Source organism: Brachybacterium sp. EE-P12 (genome assembly GCF_003711805.1).
Classification (GTDB): Bacteria; Actinomycetota; Actinomycetes; order Actinomycetales; family Dermabacteraceae; genus Brachybacterium.
Genome location: NZ_QXCP01000006.1, coordinates 242,954 through 258,975 on the forward strand (window position 1 = coordinate 242,954; position 16,022 = coordinate 258,975).

The window sequence follows — 16,022 nt, forward strand, 5'->3', positions numbered from 1 at the left end:
CCGATGTCCTCAGGCGGCGAGCAGCACCCCGCCGAGCGCGAGAGAGGCCACCAGCACCGTCGAGAGCGCAGCGAGGACGAACGGGCGCACCCCCACCTGCCTCAGCAGCGCGATCCTCACCCCGGTGCCGAGCGCGAACATCGCCGCGGCCAGCAGCAGGGTCTGCAGCAGCGAGCCCACCTCGAGCACCGCCTCCGGGAGCGGCACGAAGGAGCGCACCAGCACCATGGCGAGGAACCCGAGCACGAACAGCTGCACCAGCGGCGGCTGCTTCCCGTCCCTCGCGCCGCGACGGCGCTGCTGCATCGACAGCACCGCCATGACCGGGGCCAGCATCAGCACGCGGGCGAGCTTGACGATCACGGCGACGGTGAGCGCGGCGCCTCCGCCGAGGGCACCGCCTGCGGCGACCACCTGGGCGACCTCGTGGATCGAGGCGCCCGCCCACAGGCCGGCGGTCTCGCCGTGCAGCCCCAGCAGCGCCGCCGCCGCGGGCACCACGGCGATCATCAGCGATCCGCACAGCACCACCAGCGCCACGGCCGTGACCGTGTCCTCCTCGTGCTCGTCGTCCGGGTCCGTCACGTCGGAGGCGGCGGCGACGGCCGCCGCGCCGCAGATCGAGAAGCCGCAGGCGATGAGCAGGGTGAGATGACGGCCGACGCCGACGAAGCGGCCCAGCAGCACCGTCCCGAGGATCCCCGCCCCCACGACCACGACGACGACCAGGAGCATCCCCAGGCCGAGCGAGGCCAGGTCGCCGAGCGCGACCTGCAGCCCGAGCAGCACGATCCCGGCGCGCAGCAGCTTCTTCGAGGCGATCGCGAGGCCGGGCGCCGTGGCCCGGGGGAGCGGCGCGAGGTTGGCGAGTACGACGCCGACGACGATCGCGAGGATCAGCGCGCTGATCCCCGGCAGCAGCGGCGCGACGAGCATCGAGGCGACCGCGACGCCGAGCGCGAGCGCGAGCCCGGGCACGATCGAGGGGGAGGGCGTCTGCGACGTCGAGGGATCGGCGGAGGAGCCGGGGGACAGGGTACGTGAGGGGGCGGAAGACATGGCATTCACGCTCCCACCGGCCCTGACCCGCCGGTAGTCGGCAGATCGTCAACGGGGCATATAGTTCTGATATGCCTTCCGCGCTCCCGAACCTGTCGGCCCTCGCGCTCTTCGTGGCCGTGGTCGACGAGGGCGGCCTCGGCGCCGGCGCGCGGCGCGCCGGGATCCACCAGCCCAATGCGAGCCGGATGATCGCCCAGCTCGAGGCGCAGGCCGGCACCGTCCTGCTCGAGCGCGACCCGCGCGGCGCCCGGCCCACCTCCGCCGGCCTGCTCTACGCGGCGCAGGCCCGCGAGCTGCTCGACGCGGCCGAGCAGTTCTCCGACTGGCTGCGGCACAGCCGCGACGAGGACGCACGGGAGCTGCGGGTCGGGGCGTCGATGACCATCGCCGAGCACCTGATGCCCGCCTGGCTCGCCGAACTGCGCCGCCGCAGCCCCCGGATCCGCGTGGACCTCGAGGTGCTCAACTCCACCCAGGTGCTCGCCGGGGTGCACGACGGACGGCTGCGGCTGGGCTTCGTCGAGACGCCCCGCCTCCCAGGGGACGTGCACGCCATGACCCTGCGCGAGGACGAGCTGGTGGTGGTCGTCGCCCCGGAGCATCCCTGGGCCCTGCGCGAGGGACCGCTGGATCCCGCCGAGCTCGCCGCGACCCCGCTCGTGGTGCGCGAGGGAGGCTCCGGCACCCGCGACGCCTACGAGGAGCTCGTGCCCGCGGCCGGCGAGACCCCGCCGGTCCAGGAGCTCGGCAGCAACGCCGCGGTCCGCATCGCCGTGGCCTCCGGGGCGGGCCCGGCCGTGCTCAGCATGCTCGCGGTCCGCAGCGGGCTGGAGAGCGGACAGCTGCTGCGCGTTCCCGTGGCCGGGCCGCGGCTGCGACGGCCGCTGACCGCGGTGTGGAACGGTCCGCGCCGGCTCAGCGGACCGGCCGCGGATCTCGTCGCCGTCGCGACAGCAGCCACGCCACCGCCCCGGTGACCGCGCCGAGCACCGCCCCCGTGGCCAGCCCCGAGGGCACCGAGGCCGCGCGCAGGAGCAGCGCCTGCAGGACGGGATCGAGGTCCGCGAGGTTCCCGCCGAGGCGGGGCGGGGACCCGTCGAAGGAGGCGCTCCACAGCAGCTGATGGGTCACCACCAGCATCGCGCCGTGCAGGAGCCCCACCATCAGCAGCGTCGTGAAGGGGCGGGTGATGCGGCAGAGCAGCGCCACCGCGATCCACACCAGCAGAGGCACGGCGACGAAGGCCAGGTTCGGCGCCGTGCCTTCATGGAGCAGGTCGAGATCGTGCAGGACCACGCACGGCACCCCGAGCAGGGCGAGACCGAGCATGGCGAGGACGGGAAGGCGGCGGGTGTGGTCGAGGTCCATGCTCCCGAGCCTCCACCGCGGCGGCGCCGCCCCGCATCGGACCGCGGGCGTGGACGGGGTACGTTCGGAGGCGACATCGAGATCCGGGAGGGAGCGACATGCCGATCCTCACCAACACCGCGGAGCAGCCCTCGGAGCCGCGCCGCGGCGCGGTCTGGTCCATCGCCGAGCCCGGACGCGAGCTGGACTCGAACCTGATCCGTCTGCCCGCGGGGGCGGAGATCCCCGCCCATGTCGGCGCCGAGGTGGACACGCTCGTGCACGTGGTGCGCGGCGACGGCGTGCTGGTGACGGAGGAGGGCGAGGAGCCGCTGCGCGCCGGCGACGTCGCGCTGCTGCCCCGCCGCACGGTGCGCGGGTACCGGGCCGGGAGGGACGGACTGGAGTACCTCACGGTCCATCGCCGCCGCCGGTCGCTGCAGATCCAGGACCCGCGCAGCTGAACGCGCCGCGGCACGGTTCGCCTCCGCTCCCGCCGACCGGGCAGACTGGGGTCATGGCAGAGACCCAGGATCCCCGTGTGGCCGTGTACCTCGACTTCGACAACATCGTGATGTCCTGGTACGACCGAGTGCACGGACGGCAGGCGTACAGCCGTGATCGACACCGCATCGCCGAGGATCCCACCGAGCCCGAGATCGCCGAGCGGCTCGCGCAGGCCACCGTCGACGTCGGCGCCGTGATCGACTTCGCGGCCTCCTTCGGGTCGCTCACCCTCACCCGCGCCTACGCGGACTGGTCCTCCCCGGTCAACGCCATCTATCGGACACAGCTCGTCGCTCGCGCCGTGGACCTCGTGCAGCTGTTCCCCGCCGCCGCCTACGCCAAGAACGGCGCCGACATCCGTCTGGCCGTGGACACCGTCGAGGACCTCTACCTGCTGCCGGACCTCACCCATGTCGTCATCGTCGCGGGCGACTCCGACTACGTCCCCCTCGCGCAGCGCTGCCGGCGCCTGGGCCGCTACGTGATCGCGCTCGGCGTGGCCGGCTCCACCGCGAAGTCCCTCGCCGCCGCCTGCGACGAGTTCGAGTCCTACGAGAACCTCCCCGGCGTCGAGCACCCCACGGCCCCCGCCCGCTCCCGGCCCCGGCGCGTCGGAGGCGGCGAGGAGGAGGGACGCGGGGCCACGCGCTCGCGCAGCCGACGGAGCCAGGGCGGCGGCGAGGGCGCCGGGAGCACCGACGATCCCGACGGCCAGGGGAGCGGCAGCGGCTCACGCCGCGGCGGCCGCGGTGGTCAGAGTGGCGCAGACGGCTCCGCCGCGGCCTCCGCGGAGATCGAGGACCGCCTCGACGACACGCTCGAGGACGAGAGCGAGGACGACCCCCGGGAGGCGGCCACGCGCCTGCTCGTGCGCGCCCTCCAGCTCGGCGGCCGCGGCGACAGCGAATGGCTGCACAGCTCGGCCGTGAAGTCGCACATGCGCCGCATGGACCCCTCCTTCAGCGAGAAGGCTCTCGGCTTCCGCTCCTTCTCCGAGTTCCTCAAGGCCAACGCCGACATCGCCGTGCTCGAGGAGACCGGGCACGAGAGGCTCGTGCGCGCCCGGGACTGACAGCCCCGCCGCACCGGGAGGATACTGGGAGCCCCGCACCAAGGAGGTCGCCCGATGAGCACGCTGCTGTGGATCCTCGCCTTCGCCCTCGCCGCCGTCTTCGTGGCCAGCGGCGCGATGAAGATCTTCGTCCCCCGGGAGCAGCTCATCGAGCGCACCCCCTACGTCGAGGACTTCCCCCACACGATCGTCCAGGGCATCGGGCTGCTCGAGATCCTCGGCGCCCTCGGCCTCGTCGTGCCCGCGCTGACCGGGATCGCCACCGTCCTCGTGCCGCTGGCGGCGGCGGGGCTCGCGATCACGATGGTCTTCGCGGCGCTCGTGCACATCCGGCGCGGCGACACCACCCGGGCGATGCTGCCCTCGATGGTGCTCGCGGTGCTCTCCGTGCTCGTCGCCTGGGCCCGCTTCGGCCCATACCCCCTGTGAGCTGAGAGCGGGGTCACAGTTCGGTCACCGTGCCGACGCGGCGGGACAAAGCCCCGCTCGAGTCCCGCCGGGGCCGATACAGTGCAGGCCACCCCATGGCGGGTGCGCGGGATCACATCCGCGCCCGCCCTCCCCACGGCATCGCCACCCCCGATGCCGACCGGCCTCCTGGAGGACCCATGTTCGACGCCGCCCTGACCCCCAAGCGCCGCACCATGCTGCTGACCATGGCCGGCGTCCCCGTGCTGCTGACCGCCTGCGCCCAGACCGCCGAGGACGGCGGGGGCGAGGGCGGATCCGGTGGCGGGGGCGGCGGCGCGCTCACCGTCGGCACCACCGACAAGGTCACGGCGCTGGACCCCGCCGCCGCCTACGACAACGGCTCCTCGACCGTGTGGACCCAGTGCTACGCGTACCTGATGAACACCTCGATCGGCTCCGAGGACGGCGTCCCCGAGCCCGACCTCGCCGAGACCGCGGAGTTCACCGGCGACAACGTCTACACCGTGACGCTCAAGCAGGGCCTCACCTTCGCGAACGGCCACGACCTCACCAGCGAGGACGTCAAGCACACCTTCGACCGGCAGCTCGCGATCGCCGACCCCAACGGCCCCTCGAGCCTGCTGGGCAACCTCGAGAAGGTCGAGGCGGTCGACGACCTCACCGTCGAGTTCCACCTCAAGGAGCCCGGCGACCAGACCTTCCCCTACGTGCTGTGCTCCCCGGCGGGCCCCATCGTCGACGCCGAGGTGTTCCCCGCCGACGAGGTGCTGCCCGACGCCGAGATCGTGGACGCCGAGGCGTTCTGCGGCCCGTACAAGATCACCAGCTGGAAGATCAACGAGCTGGTCACCTTCGAGGCCTTCGACGGCTATGACGGGCTCTTCGACGCCCCCGCCACGTCGAGCGTGACGATGTCCTACTACGCCGACCAGAACAACATGAAGCTCGACATCCAGCAGGGCAACATCGACTGCGTGTGGCGCTCCCTGTCCGCGACCGACATCGCGGACCTGCAGGAGGACGACGCGGTCGAGGTCCATGAGGGTCCCGGCGGCGAGATCCGGTACATCGTCTTCAACTTCCACACCAACCCCTACGGGGAGAAGACCGAGGACCCCGACCCCGACAAGGCCCGCGCCGTGCGCCAGGCCGTCGCCGACCTCATCGACCGCCAGGCCATCGCGACCTCCGTCTACAACGAGACCTACACCCCGCTGTTCTCCTACATCCCCGAGGGCCTGCCCGGCGCCGGCAGCCAGTTCCAGGACATGTACGGCGACGGCTCCGGCGGGCCCGACCCCGAGCGGGCCCGCGGCCGGCTCGAGGACGCGGGCGTGGAGATCCCGGTGCAGCTCAGCCTGCAGTACAACCCCGACCACTACGGCAACTCCTCCGGCGACGAGTACGCCGCGGTGCAGAGCCAGCTCGAGGCCGACGGGCTGTTCGAGGTGGACCTGAAGTCCACCGAATGGGTCCAGTACAGCGACGACCGCGTCGCCGACGTCTACCCCGCCTACCAGCTGGGCTGGTTCCCCGACTACTCCGATGCCGACAACTACCTCTCGCCCTTCTTCGTCACCGAGAACTTCCTGGCCAACCACTACTCGAACCCCGAGGTCGACGAGCTGATCCAGAAGCAGCGCGGGACCGCCGACGCGGACGAGCGCGAGGCGCTGTTCGTGCAGATCCAGGACATCGTCGCGGAGGACGTCTCCACCCTGCCGCTGCTGCAGGGCGCGCAGATCGCGGTGTCCACGACCGAGGTCCAGGGCGTCACGCTCGACTCCTCCTTCAAGTTCCGCATCTCCCCGCTGTCGAAGTGACCGATCCCGCCACGACCGAGGTCGAGGGCGCCCCCCGCCGGCCGCGCCGTCGGGCCTCGGGGGGCCTCGGCCGCTACATCCTGATCCGCTTCCTGCTGATCATCCCCACCGTGCTCATCCTGATGACGGTGGTGTTCTTCCTGATGCGGATCACCGGCGACCCGATCACCGCCGCGCTCGGCGGCCGGCTCACCCCCGCCGAGCTCGCCGCTCGGCGCGCCGAGGCCGGCTACGACCGGCCGCTGATCATCCAGTACCTCGACTACCTCGGCGGGGTGCTGCGCGGCGACTTCGGCACCACGTACACCGACCGCACCCCCGTCACCGAGATCCTGGCCACCTACGGCGCCGCGACCTTCGAGCTGGTCGCCTACTCGGTCGTGGTCGCGCTCGTGCTCGGCGTGCCGCTGGGGATGATCGCGGCCCGCACCCGCGACCGCTGGCCCGACGCGGTGCTGCGGATCGTGGCGATCCTCGGCTACGCGACCCCGGTCTTCTTCGTCGGGCTCCTGCTCAAGCTCGTGTTCTCGGTGGGTCTCGGCTGGCTGCCGGTGGCCGGACGGCTCTCCACGGGCGGCGAGATCACGATGAGCAGGATCCTGAACCCCAGCCCGTTCTACCTGCTGGACGCGCTGCGGCTCGGGGACATGACGCTGCTGGGCGACGTGGTCACCCACGCTCTCCTGCCCGCGGTCGCGCTCGGGATCCTCACCGGCGGCATCTTCCTGCGCCTGGTGCGCACCAACATGATCGGCACCCTCGAGATGCAGTACATCGAGTCCGCCCGCTCCCGCGGCGTGCCCGAGAGCCGGCTGACCACCCGCCATGCGCTGCGCCCGGCGCTGATCCCGATCGTCACCGTGATGGGCATGCAGATCGCCATGATGCTCGGCGGGGCCGTGCTCACCGAGACCACCTTCGAGTGGAACGGGCTGGGGTACATGCTCGCCGAGTACATGAAGGCCCGCGACTACGTCGCCGTGCAGGGCATCGTCATGATGCTCGCCGTGATCGTGGCGCTGTCGAACTTCGTCGTCGACGTGATCGCCGCGCTCATCGACCCGAGGGTGAGGTACTGACATGACCCTGTCGAACCCCGAGCCCGTCGGCGAGGGAGAGCCGGGCGGCACCGACCTCGCCGCCGAGTCCGCGGCCGTCGCCGCGACCGCCCGGGCCCCCTGGTACCTGCGCCTGCCCGTCGTCAGCCACCTGCGCCGCAGCGTCGGCCTCCAGCGCGGCATGCTCGTCGCCGGTGTCGTGATCGTCGCGGTGCTGCTGCTGAGCGCCGTGGCCGCCCCGCTGATCGCGCCCTACGGCTTCGCCCAGACCGCCGCCGACGGCACCCCCTTCGGCACCCAGCAGCCGCCGTCGGCCGCCCATCCGCTGGGCACCACCGTCACCGGCTTCGACGTGCTCTCCCGCGTGATCTGGGGGACCCGCACGGCGGTGGCCGTCATGGCCTGCGCGGTCGTGGCCTCCCTGTTCCTCGGCGTCGCGCTCGGGCTGCTCTCCGGCTACGTGGGCGGCTGGCTGGACCGGGTGCTGGTGATGCTCGCCGACGCGATCTACGCCTTCCCCTCGCTGCTGCTGGCGATCGTGATGTCGATCGTGATCTCCGGCGGGCAGTCCGACGCCTGGGGCGGCATCCTCGCCGCGGCCCTGTCGATCACCGTCGTGTTCGTCCCGCAGTACTTCCGGGTGATCCGCGCGGAGGTGGTGCGGCTGAAGGCCGAGCCCTTCGTCGAGGCCGCGAAGGTGATCGGCACCGGCCACCGCCGCGTGATGGGCACCCACCTGCTGCGCAACGCCACCCGCACCCTCCCGCTGATCTTCACCCTCAACGCCTCCGAGGCGATCCTGACCCTCGCGGCGCTGGGCTTCCTCGGCTTCGGCATCGAGCCCACCAGCGCCTCCGAATGGGGGTACGACCTGAACCGGGCGATGGCCGATGCGACCAGCGGGATCTGGTGGACGGGCCTGTTCCCGGGCGCCGCGATCGCGCTCGCCGTGCTCGGTGTGACCCTCGTCGGCGAATCCGTCAACGACCTCAACGACCCGCGCCTGCGCACCCGCCGGCGCCGCCGCAGCGAGAGGAAGGTGTCCGCATGACCGAGGCCCGCCCGGACGATACCGCCGCGCGACTCGAGATCCGGGACCTCGACATCCGCTTCGCGACCGACGCCGGCGACGTCCACGCCGTGGACGGCGTCAGCCTCGAGGTCGCCCCCGGGGAGATCCTCGCCGTCGTCGGCGAGTCCGGTTCCGGAAAGTCCGTCACCGCCCGCTCCGTGCTGGGGCTCGTGCCCGAGACGGCGCAGGCGAGCGGCACGGTGCTGGTCTCCGGCACCGACGTGGTGAGCCTGTCCCCCTCGGCGCTGCGCCGCCTGCGCGGCGAGGACGTCTCGATGATCTTCCAGGAGCCCTCCAGCGCCCTGAACCCCGTCTTCCCGATCTGGTGGCAGATCGGGGAGGGGCTGCGCGCGCACCGACCCCGCATCACCCGCAAGGAGATCCGGGCCGAGGCCGTCAGGGCGCTCGAGTCGGTGGGGATCCCCGACGCGTCCGAGCGGATCGACCGGTACCCGCACGAGTTCTCCGGCGGGCAGAAGCAGCGGATCATGATCGCGATGGCGCTCGCGCTCGGCGCGGAGCTGATCGTCGCCGACGAACCGACCACGGCCCTCGACGTCACCGTGCAGGCCGAGATCCTCGACCTGCTGCGCGAGGTGCGGGACCGCTTCGGCACCTCGATCATCGTGATCACCCACAATATGGGCGTGGTCGCGGACCTCGCCGACACGGTCGCGGTGATGCACCACGGCCGCATCGTCGAGCGCGCCGGGGCGCGCGAGCTGTTCGCGAGCCCCCGCGAGGAGTACACCCGCACGCTGCTGGCCGCCGTGCCGCATCTGGGTCGCAGCTCCGCCTGGACGGCGCTCCCGCCCGAGGCGCAGCAGGCGCTGACCGAGGCGGAGCCTCTGGTCACCGCCCGCGAGCTGGTGATCGAGTATCCGGGGCGTCTGGGCCGCGCCCCGTTCCGCGCCGTCCAGGGCGTGGACTTCGAGATCCGCGCCGGGGAGGTGTACGGCCTGGTGGGGGAGTCCGGCTCGGGCAAGACCACCATCGGCCGGGCGGTCGCGGGCCTCGAGCGCACCACCGGCGGGAGCCTCAGCGTGCTCGGGCACGAGATGCACGGGATGCGGGAGCGGACCTTCACCCCGCTGCGCCGACGGATCGGCTTCGTCTTCCAGGACCCGGCCACCTCCTTCAACCCCCACCTCACCATCGAGCAGTGCATCGCCGAGCCGCTCGTCGTCCACGAGCGCGAGCTCGGCGCCGCCGAGCACACCCGGCGCGTGCGCGAGCTGCTCGCGGCGGTCGAGCTGCCCGGCGACTACGCGCAGCGGTACCCGCACGAGCTCTCCGGCGGGCAGCGCCAGCGCGTCTCCCTCGCGCGGGCTCTCGTGCTCGGCCCCGAGCTGCTGATCGCCGACGAGCCGACCAGCGCCCTGGACGTCTCCGTCCAGGCGACGGTGCTCGCGCTGTTCCGCGAGCTGCAGCAGCGGCTCGGCTTCGCGGCGCTGTTCATCAGCCACGACCTCGCCGTCGTCGACTCCCTCGCCCACCGCATCGGGGTGCTCTACCGCGGAGAGCTCGTCGAGCAGGGGCACGGGCCGGACGTGCTGCAGCGCCCGCAGCACGAGTACACGCGTCGGCTCATCGCCTCGCTGCCCGTGCCGGACCCGGTCGAGCAGGCGCGGCGGCGGGAGGCGCGGCGGCGCTGAGGGCATTCACCCGGAGTTCAGCACCCGGGGGTGGCGCGCGTCGCCCCCGGGAGGGTTCTGTGGAGGTGCCCCTCCCTCCTCGAGAAAGGCGTCCCCGTGACCTCCTCACCCCTCTCGCCGTCCCGTCGCGGCGTCCTGCGCAGCTCGACCGCCGCGGCGGTCGCCGGCCTCGCGACCGCCGGCGCGTCCGGCACCGCGAGCGCCGCGCCCTCGGCCCCCGCCGGGAAGGACGGCATCGTCCGCAATCGACTCCGCTTCCGCGAGGACGGCACCTTCACCGTCGTCCAGTTCAACGACACCCAGGACGGCCCCCGCACCGACCGCCGCACCATCGCGCTGCAGGAGGCGGTGCTCGACGACGTCGAGCCCGACTTCGCGCTGATCAACGGCGACGTCATCGACGGCGCCCCCACCAGTGCGCTGGAGGCGAAGCAGGCGATCAACAACGTGGTGCGGCCGATGGAGGACCGCGGCATCCCCTGGGCGCTCACCTTCGGCAACCACGACGAGGACTCGAGCGAGCGCACCGGGATGGACGAGAGCGCGTACGTGGACTTCGTGCGCCAGTACTCCCACAACCTCAACACCCCCGGCGCCGGCGGCATCACCGGCACCGGCAACCAGGTCCTCACGGTCCGTCCCTCCCGCGACAAGGGTGACGCCTTCGCCCTGTGGCTGCTGGACTCCGGCCGCTACGCCCCCGACCAGATCGCCGGGCAGGACTTCGAGGGCTACCCGGACTGGGACTGGCTGCGCCCCGACCAGGTGCAGTGGTATCTCGAGACCTCCGCTGCGCTCGAGCGGCGCAACCGCGGCCTCGTCCCCGGGATCGTCTTCCAGCACATCGCGCTGTGGGAGCACCGCTTCGCCTGGTTCGCGAGCGTCGACTCCCGCACCGAGGAGGACCACGCCCGCGCCGCGCAGAAGCACTCGATCGTCGGGGAGCGCAACGAGGACGAATGCCCCGGTCCCTTCAACTCCGGCATGTTCGCGGCGATGCTTCAGCGCGGCGACGTGAAGGGCCTGTTCGTCGGCCACGACCACATCAACACCTACGTCGCCGACTACTACGGCATCCAGCTCGGCTACGCGCCCGGCACGGGTTTCGGGCCCTACGGCCTGGGCGGCGCGGACGAGCACCGCCTGCGCGGTGCCCGCGTGTTCCACCTCGACGAGAGCGTCGAGGGGATCTACGCCGGGACCGAGCTGCGCTTCGCGAAGGACTACGGCGTCGACCTCACCGCCGGCACCCAGCCGAGCGAGCCGGCCGAGTTCCCGGAAGGGGTCGGCTGAGCCTCAGCTCCAGGTGAGCAGGAGCGCTATGACCACGAGCAGCACGATCACGCACCCGCCCCCGGCGAGGGCCGACGCGATGATCAGGTTCTGCTGTGCGGAGGACCGGGGCACCGGGTCCGCCGGCGGCGGGGTGACGTGCTGCGGGCCCTGTGGAGGTCCCTGCGGCTCGTCCTGGGGCGGAGGGGTCGGTGCGGTCATGACGGATCCTCCCGGAGTCCCCGTGGACGTGTGCCCGCAGGATAGACGGGGCGGTGCTCAGCCTGCGGCAGTGCCCGAGAGCGCCTCGAGCACGTCCTCGCCGTACTCGGCGAGCTTCTTCGCGCCCACCCCGCTGACGGTGCCGAGCTGCTGGACGGACTGCGGGGAGGTCTCGACGATCCCCACCAGCGTCGCGTCGGAGAAGACCATGTAGGGCGGGATCTGCTTCTGCTTCGCGACCTCGGTGCGCCAGGCGCGCAGCGCCTCGAAGCGCTCCCGCTGGGCGGGCTCGAGGGACTCTGCGGCGCGGGGGGCGCCGCCGGCGCGTCGGCCCCCGCCGCGGGAGGCGCGCTGGGGCGTGCGGTCGACGGCGAGCTGCACCGTCTCCTCGGAGCGGAGCACGGGGCCGGCCTGGGGTCCGGGGACGAGCACGCCGTAGTCGCCCTCGGCCTCGAGGATCCCGCGGGCCAGCAGCTGCCGGATCGCGGTGCGCCACTCCTTCTCCGTCAGCTCCTCGCCGATGCCCCACACGCTCAGCTCGTGATGCCGGGAGCTCGCCGAGCGCTCGTTCTCCCTTCCCAGCAGCACGTCGATCACCTGGCCGGAGCCGAAGCGCTGCCCGCGCTCGCGCTCGAGGCGGATCACGGCGGAGAGCAGCTTCTGCGCGGCGACGGTCGCGTCCCAGGTCTGCGGCGGGTTCAGGCAGGTGTCGCAGTTGCCGCACGGGGAGGAGTCCTGGCCGAAGTAGCGCAGCAGCTGCACGCGGCGGCAGTCGACCGTCTCGCACAGGGCGAGCATCGCGTCCAGGTGCGCGCGGGCGTTGCGCTTGAACTGCTCGGAGCCCTCGCCGCCCTCGATGAACTTCCGCTGGCTGACCACGTCGCCGAGGCCGTAGGCCATCCACGCCGTCGACGGCAGTCCGTCGCGGCCCGCGCGGCCGGTCTCCTGGTAGTACCCCTCGATGGACTTCGGGAGGTCCAGATGGGCGACGAAGCGCACGTCGGGCTTGTCGATCCCCATGCCGAAGGCGATGGTCGCGACCATGATCAGCCCGTCGGCGCGCAGGAACCGCTCCTGGTGGTCCTGGCGCACCTCGGGCGGGAGGCCCGCGTGATAGGGGAGCGCGGGGATGCCGCGGTCCGCGAGCCATTGCGCGGTGGTCTCCACCGACTTGCGCGAGAGGCAGTAGACGATGCCGGAGTCGCCCTCGTGCTCGGCGGTGATCAGCCGCAGGAGCTGCTCGCGCGGGGAGGCCTTCGGCTCGATGCGGTACTGGATGCCCGGCCGGTCGAAGCTCGAGACGAAGTGCCGGGCCTGCTGCAGCTGCAGCCGCTCTGTGAGCTCGCGGTGCGTGGCCTCGGTCGCGGTCGCCGTCAGCGCGATCCGCGGCACGGCCGGGAAGGCCTCGGCGAGCATCGACAGGCCCAGGTAGTCGGGGCGGAAGTCGTGCCCCCACTGGGAGACGCAGTGGGCCTCGTCGATCGCGAACAGGGCCAGCTGCGCCCGCTGCAGCAGCTGCACGGTGCGAGGCAGGACCAGCCGCTCCGGCGCCATGTACAGCAGGTCCAGCTCCCCGGCGAGCAGCTGCTGCTCGACGGCCTGTGCCTCATGGGCCTCGAGGGAGGAGTTCAGATAGGCGGCGCGGATGCCCACGCCCTCCAGCGCTGCGACCTGGTCCGCCATCAGCGCGATCAGCGGCGAGACCACGATCCCGGTGCCCTCCCGCAGCAGCGCCGGGATCTGGTAGCACAGGGACTTGCCGCCCCCGGTGGGCATGAGCACCACCGCATCGCCGCCGCTCGCGACCTGCTCGATGATCGCGGCCTGCTCGCCGCGGAAGGCGTCGTAGCCGAAGACGCGCGAGAGGATCCCCAGCGCCGCTTCCGCCTGCCCGGCATCCCCCTCCCGCAGGGCGGAGATCGGGTCGGCGGAAGGCGGTGTGCTCATGACCGCCACTGTAGGCCGCGCGGCGGACGGGTCGCGAGCGCGGCGGACGCGCTGTGGACGGCCGCCGACCGGCCGGCGCTCACTCGTCCTTCGCCCACACCCCGGTGTCGATCGGACGGCCGATCGCCAGCGCGGCGAGCACGCCCACGGCGGCCAGCCCCACCGGCAGCAGCATCGCCTCGGCCATCGCGGCCGCGTAGGGGGCGTGCAGGAACTCCGGCAGGGTCCCGGAGCGGGCCTCCGCCCCGGACGGGGCGCCTGCCGCCGCTCCGCCGGTCGTCTCGCCGATCCGCGCGGCGAGGCGGTCGGCCATGAGCGTCGCGATCGCGGCGGAGCCGAGCACGGAGCCGACCTGCCGCGTCTCGTTGTAGACCCCGGACCCTGCCCCCGCCTTGGAGGGCGGGAGGTTCCGGGTGGCGGTCAGGGACAGCGGTCCCCAGACGAACGCATTGCCGATCCCGATCAGCACGAACGGCGCCAGCAGCAGGATCACGGAGGCCTCGGGCGACATCAGGCGGGAGAGCCACAGCAGCCCGATCGTCAGCGAGGCGAAGCCGATCAGCGCCAGGCGGCGCGGGTCATGGCTGGTCATCCACCGACCGACCAGTGGGGCGAGGGTCAGGGAGAGCACCGCCGAGGGCGCCGTCATCAGCGCCGCCTGCGTCGGGCTCATCCCCATCACCTGCTGGAAGAACAGCGTCGAGGGGATCGCGAAGGTCAGCACCGTCGCACCCATCATCGCGATCGCCACGTTCGCGACGGAGAAGTTGCGGTCTCGAAACAGCGACAGCGGCACCAGCGGCTCGCGCCGCATCACCGCCTGCCACACCACGAACACGGTCAGCACCACGAGGCCGGAGACGATCAGCGCGGGCACGCTGAGCGGCAGATGCGTGTCCACCGGACCGATCACGAGCGAGTCCGTGATCGTCCCCCAGTCGTAGGTGTCGCCCTCCTGGATCCCGAAGACCAGCAGGAACAGGCCGGTCGCCGAGAGCACCACGCCGACCCAGTCGAAGGAGTGCGAGCGACGGGAGAAGCGCGGGACGTTCCGCTGCACGAGCGCGAGCGCGAGCACGCCGACGGGCACGTTGACGAAGAAGATCCACTGCCAGCCCGGGCCGTCGACCAGGATCCCGCCGAGCACGGGGCCGACGAGGCTCGCGACCCCGGCGGTCGCACCCCAGACGGCCATCGCCTGACCACGCTGCTGCGGGGAGAACATGCGGGTGATCATCGACATCGTCTGCGGCGTCATCATCCCCGCGCCGAGCCCCTGCACCACGCGCGCCAGCACGAGCATCTCCACGCTGCCGGCGAGCCCGCACCACAGGCTCGAGGCGGTGAAGACCGCCAGCCCCACGAGGTAGACGGACTTCAGCCCCAGCCGGTCGCCGAGCCGGCCCGTGATCAGCAGCGGCACCGCATAGGCGAGCAGATAGGCGCTGGTGACCCACAGCAGGGTGGTCAGATCGGCGCCCAGGTCCTCCTGCATGCGCGGGATCGCGACCGTGACGATGGTGGTGTCCACCAGGATCATGAAGAAGCCCAGCACGATCGACCACAGCGCGGGCCAGGGCCGGTCCAGGCGGGGGTCGCGGGCGGTGTCGGTCGCGGCGGAGTGCTCGGTGGGGGCCATGGATGTCCTTCAGCGCTGCGGGGCGGCGCCCCGGGGAGAGCGCAGAGGAAGGCTACGCCCGGTCCGCGGCGACCGGCCCCCGAGTTAGAGTCACCCGTCACGTGACGCCGACCACACCTCGGCCGCGAGGCGCCCGGTTCTGGTCAGGGCGAAACTAACCTCCTCGGCACCAGTAAAGGTCCCTTTGACTTTAACAGGAGGTGTCGTGGCCGACGCTCCGCTGTCCCTGGCGGTCTCGACCGTCATCTTCGCGCTGCGCCCGCATCCCCGGACGCAGCTGCCGGTGCTCTGGGTGCCCCTCGTGCGCCGCATACGCCAGCCCCACCAGGGGCGCTGGGCGCTGCCCGGCGGACCCCTCGGCGCGCAGGAGGGACTCGCGGCCGCGGCCGCGCGCACGCTGCAGGAGACCACCCGGCTCAGCCCCAGCTACCTCGAGCAGCTCTACGCCTTCGGCGGGCTCGACCGTGCTCCGAGCACGGCCGAGCGCACCGTCTCGATCGTCTACTGGGCCCTGGTGCGTCCCGAGGAGGCCGATGCCGGCGCAGTCGGCGTGAACGTCCGCTGGTTCGTCGCCGACGAGCTGCCCGAGCTCGCCTTCGACCACTCCCTGATCGTCGAGTACGCCCTGTGGCGGCTGCGCAACAAGGTCGAGTACTCCCGCATCGCCGCCGCCTTCCTCGGCGAGAGCTTCACCCTCGCCGAACTGCGCGGTGTCCACGAGGCGGTGCTCCAGCGCCGTCTGGACCCCGCGAACTTCCGCCGACAGATCGAAGCCTCCGGACGGCTCGTCGCCACCGAGGAGTTCCGCACCGGAGGCCGCCACCGTCCTGCGCGCCTGTACCGGCACGACCATTCGATCCAGCTCACCGACAACGGACCGCTCACCGAGAGCTGACCTCCCCGACCCACAGGAG

General features: G+C 72.3%; 15 protein-coding genes. 10 read left to right on the plus strand and 5 right to left on the minus strand.

The window, feature by feature from the left end:
- Positions 1 to 9: 9 nt before the first annotated feature.
- Positions 10 to 1,059, minus strand: a complete 1,050-nt coding sequence (locus tag D1648_RS10625) for a putative sulfate exporter family transporter (protein WP_122941537.1) — start codon at positions 1,057 to 1,059, stop codon at positions 10 to 12.
- A 71-nt stretch (positions 1,060 to 1,130) separates the two neighbouring features.
- Here D1648_RS10625 and D1648_RS10630 point away from each other — a divergent pair, with 71 nt between their 5' ends.
- A complete protein-coding gene (locus tag D1648_RS10630; protein WP_122941539.1) occupies positions 1,131 to 2,039 on the plus strand; it encodes a LysR family transcriptional regulator in 909 nt (302 codons plus the stop codon).
- On the opposite strand, the gene D1648_RS10635 is transcribed toward D1648_RS10630, so the two are convergent.
- Positions 1,978 to 2,430 carry a hypothetical protein gene (locus tag D1648_RS10635; RefSeq protein ID WP_122941542.1) on the minus strand — a complete coding sequence of 151 codons (453 nt, stop codon included), beginning with the start codon at positions 2,428 to 2,430 and terminating at the stop codon, positions 1,978 to 1,980. The genes D1648_RS10630 and D1648_RS10635 overlap by 62 nt on opposite strands.
- Before the next feature lie 98 nt (positions 2,431 to 2,528).
- On the opposite strand from D1648_RS10635, the gene D1648_RS10640 reads away from it, so the two are divergent.
- From D1648_RS10640 to D1648_RS10675, 8 genes are all read left to right on the plus strand, one after another.
- Positions 2,529 to 2,873, plus strand: a complete 345-nt coding sequence (locus tag D1648_RS10640) for a cupin domain-containing protein (protein WP_122941544.1) — start codon at positions 2,529 to 2,531, stop codon at positions 2,871 to 2,873.
- A gap of 53 nt (positions 2,874 to 2,926) precedes the next feature.
- Positions 2,927 to 3,988: an NYN domain-containing protein gene (locus tag D1648_RS10645; protein ID WP_122941546.1), complete on the plus strand. Its 1,062-nt coding sequence runs from the start codon at positions 2,927 to 2,929 to the stop codon at positions 3,986 to 3,988.
- 54 nt (positions 3,989 to 4,042) lie between these two features.
- Positions 4,043 to 4,417: a DoxX family protein gene (locus tag D1648_RS10650; protein ID WP_122941548.1), complete on the plus strand. Its 375-nt coding sequence runs from the start codon at positions 4,043 to 4,045 to the stop codon at positions 4,415 to 4,417.
- A gap of 179 nt (positions 4,418 to 4,596) precedes the next feature.
- A complete protein-coding gene (locus D1648_RS10655) occupies positions 4,597 to 6,243 on the plus strand; it encodes an ABC transporter substrate-binding protein (protein ID WP_122941550.1) in 1,647 nt (548 codons plus the stop codon).
- Entirely contained in the window at positions 6,240 to 7,322 is a 1,083-nt protein-coding gene (locus D1648_RS10660) for an ABC transporter permease (protein ID WP_122941552.1), read from the plus strand. The genes D1648_RS10655 and D1648_RS10660 overlap by 4 nt, the downstream gene beginning before the upstream one ends.
- Before the next feature lies 1 nt (position 7,323).
- Complete coding sequence (locus D1648_RS10665) at positions 7,324 to 8,352, plus strand: ABC transporter permease (RefSeq protein ID WP_122941555.1); 1,029 nt, start codon at positions 7,324 to 7,326, stop codon at positions 8,350 to 8,352.
- Complete coding sequence (locus D1648_RS10670) at positions 8,349 to 10,028, plus strand: ABC transporter ATP-binding protein (RefSeq protein WP_122941557.1); 1,680 nt, start codon at positions 8,349 to 8,351, stop codon at positions 10,026 to 10,028. The genes D1648_RS10665 and D1648_RS10670 overlap by 4 nt, the downstream gene beginning before the upstream one ends.
- 96 nt (positions 10,029 to 10,124) lie before the next feature.
- Positions 10,125 to 11,321, plus strand: coding sequence for a metallophosphoesterase family protein (locus D1648_RS10675; RefSeq protein WP_122941559.1), 1,197 nt, complete (start codon positions 10,125 to 10,127; stop codon positions 11,319 to 11,321).
- 3 nt (positions 11,322 to 11,324) lie between these two features.
- Here D1648_RS10675 and D1648_RS10680 read toward each other — a convergent pair whose 3' ends face one another.
- The 3 genes from D1648_RS10680 to D1648_RS10690 form a co-directional block, all read right to left on the minus strand.
- Positions 11,325 to 11,522 (minus strand): hypothetical protein, encoded by a 198-nt coding sequence (locus D1648_RS10680; protein WP_122941561.1) that lies wholly within the window; start codon positions 11,520 to 11,522, stop codon positions 11,325 to 11,327.
- Between the two features lie 57 nt (positions 11,523 to 11,579).
- Positions 11,580 to 13,469, minus strand: coding sequence for a DNA helicase RecQ (recQ, locus tag D1648_RS10685; protein WP_122941563.1), 1,890 nt, complete (start codon positions 13,467 to 13,469; stop codon positions 11,580 to 11,582).
- 79 nt (positions 13,470 to 13,548) lie between these two features.
- Positions 13,549 to 15,108: a DHA2 family efflux MFS transporter permease subunit gene (locus tag D1648_RS10690; RefSeq protein WP_122941565.1), complete on the minus strand. Its 1,560-nt coding sequence runs from the start codon at positions 15,106 to 15,108 to the stop codon at positions 13,549 to 13,551.
- Between the two features lie 205 nt (positions 15,109 to 15,313).
- Here D1648_RS10690 and D1648_RS10695 point away from each other — a divergent pair, with 205 nt between their 5' ends.
- Positions 15,314 to 16,003, plus strand: coding sequence for an NUDIX domain-containing protein (locus D1648_RS10695; protein ID WP_122941568.1), 690 nt, complete (start codon positions 15,314 to 15,316; stop codon positions 16,001 to 16,003).
- Positions 16,004 to 16,022: the final 19 nt, after the last annotated feature.

Coding starts and splice junctions, on each gene's coding strand:
- D1648_RS10665 (WP_122941555.1), top strand. CDS start 7,324: ATGACCCTGTCGAACCCCGAGCCCGTCGGCGAGGGAGAGCCGGGCGGC.
- D1648_RS10635 (WP_122941542.1), bottom strand. CDS start 2,430: ATGGACCTCGACCACACCCGCCGCCTTCCCGTCCTCGCCATGCTCGGT.
- D1648_RS10625 (WP_122941537.1), bottom strand. CDS start 1,059: ATGTCTTCCGCCCCCTCACGTACCCTGTCCCCCGGCTCCTCCGCCGAT.
- D1648_RS10655 (WP_122941550.1), top strand. CDS start 4,597: ATGTTCGACGCCGCCCTGACCCCCAAGCGCCGCACCATGCTGCTGACC.
- D1648_RS10670 (WP_122941557.1), top strand. CDS start 8,349: ATGACCGAGGCCCGCCCGGACGATACCGCCGCGCGACTCGAGATCCGG.
- D1648_RS10630 (WP_122941539.1), top strand. CDS start 1,131: ATGCCTTCCGCGCTCCCGAACCTGTCGGCCCTCGCGCTCTTCGTGGCC.
- D1648_RS10680 (WP_122941561.1), bottom strand. CDS start 11,522: ATGACCGCACCGACCCCTCCGCCCCAGGACGAGCCGCAGGGACCTCCA.
- D1648_RS10640 (WP_122941544.1), top strand. CDS start 2,529: ATGCCGATCCTCACCAACACCGCGGAGCAGCCCTCGGAGCCGCGCCGC.
- D1648_RS10645 (WP_122941546.1), top strand. CDS start 2,927: ATGGCAGAGACCCAGGATCCCCGTGTGGCCGTGTACCTCGACTTCGAC.
- recQ (WP_122941563.1), bottom strand. CDS start 13,469: ATGAGCACACCGCCTTCCGCCGACCCGATCTCCGCCCTGCGGGAGGGG.
- D1648_RS10690 (WP_122941565.1), bottom strand. CDS start 15,108: ATGGCCCCCACCGAGCACTCCGCCGCGACCGACACCGCCCGCGACCCC.
- D1648_RS10650 (WP_122941548.1), top strand. CDS start 4,043: ATGAGCACGCTGCTGTGGATCCTCGCCTTCGCCCTCGCCGCCGTCTTC.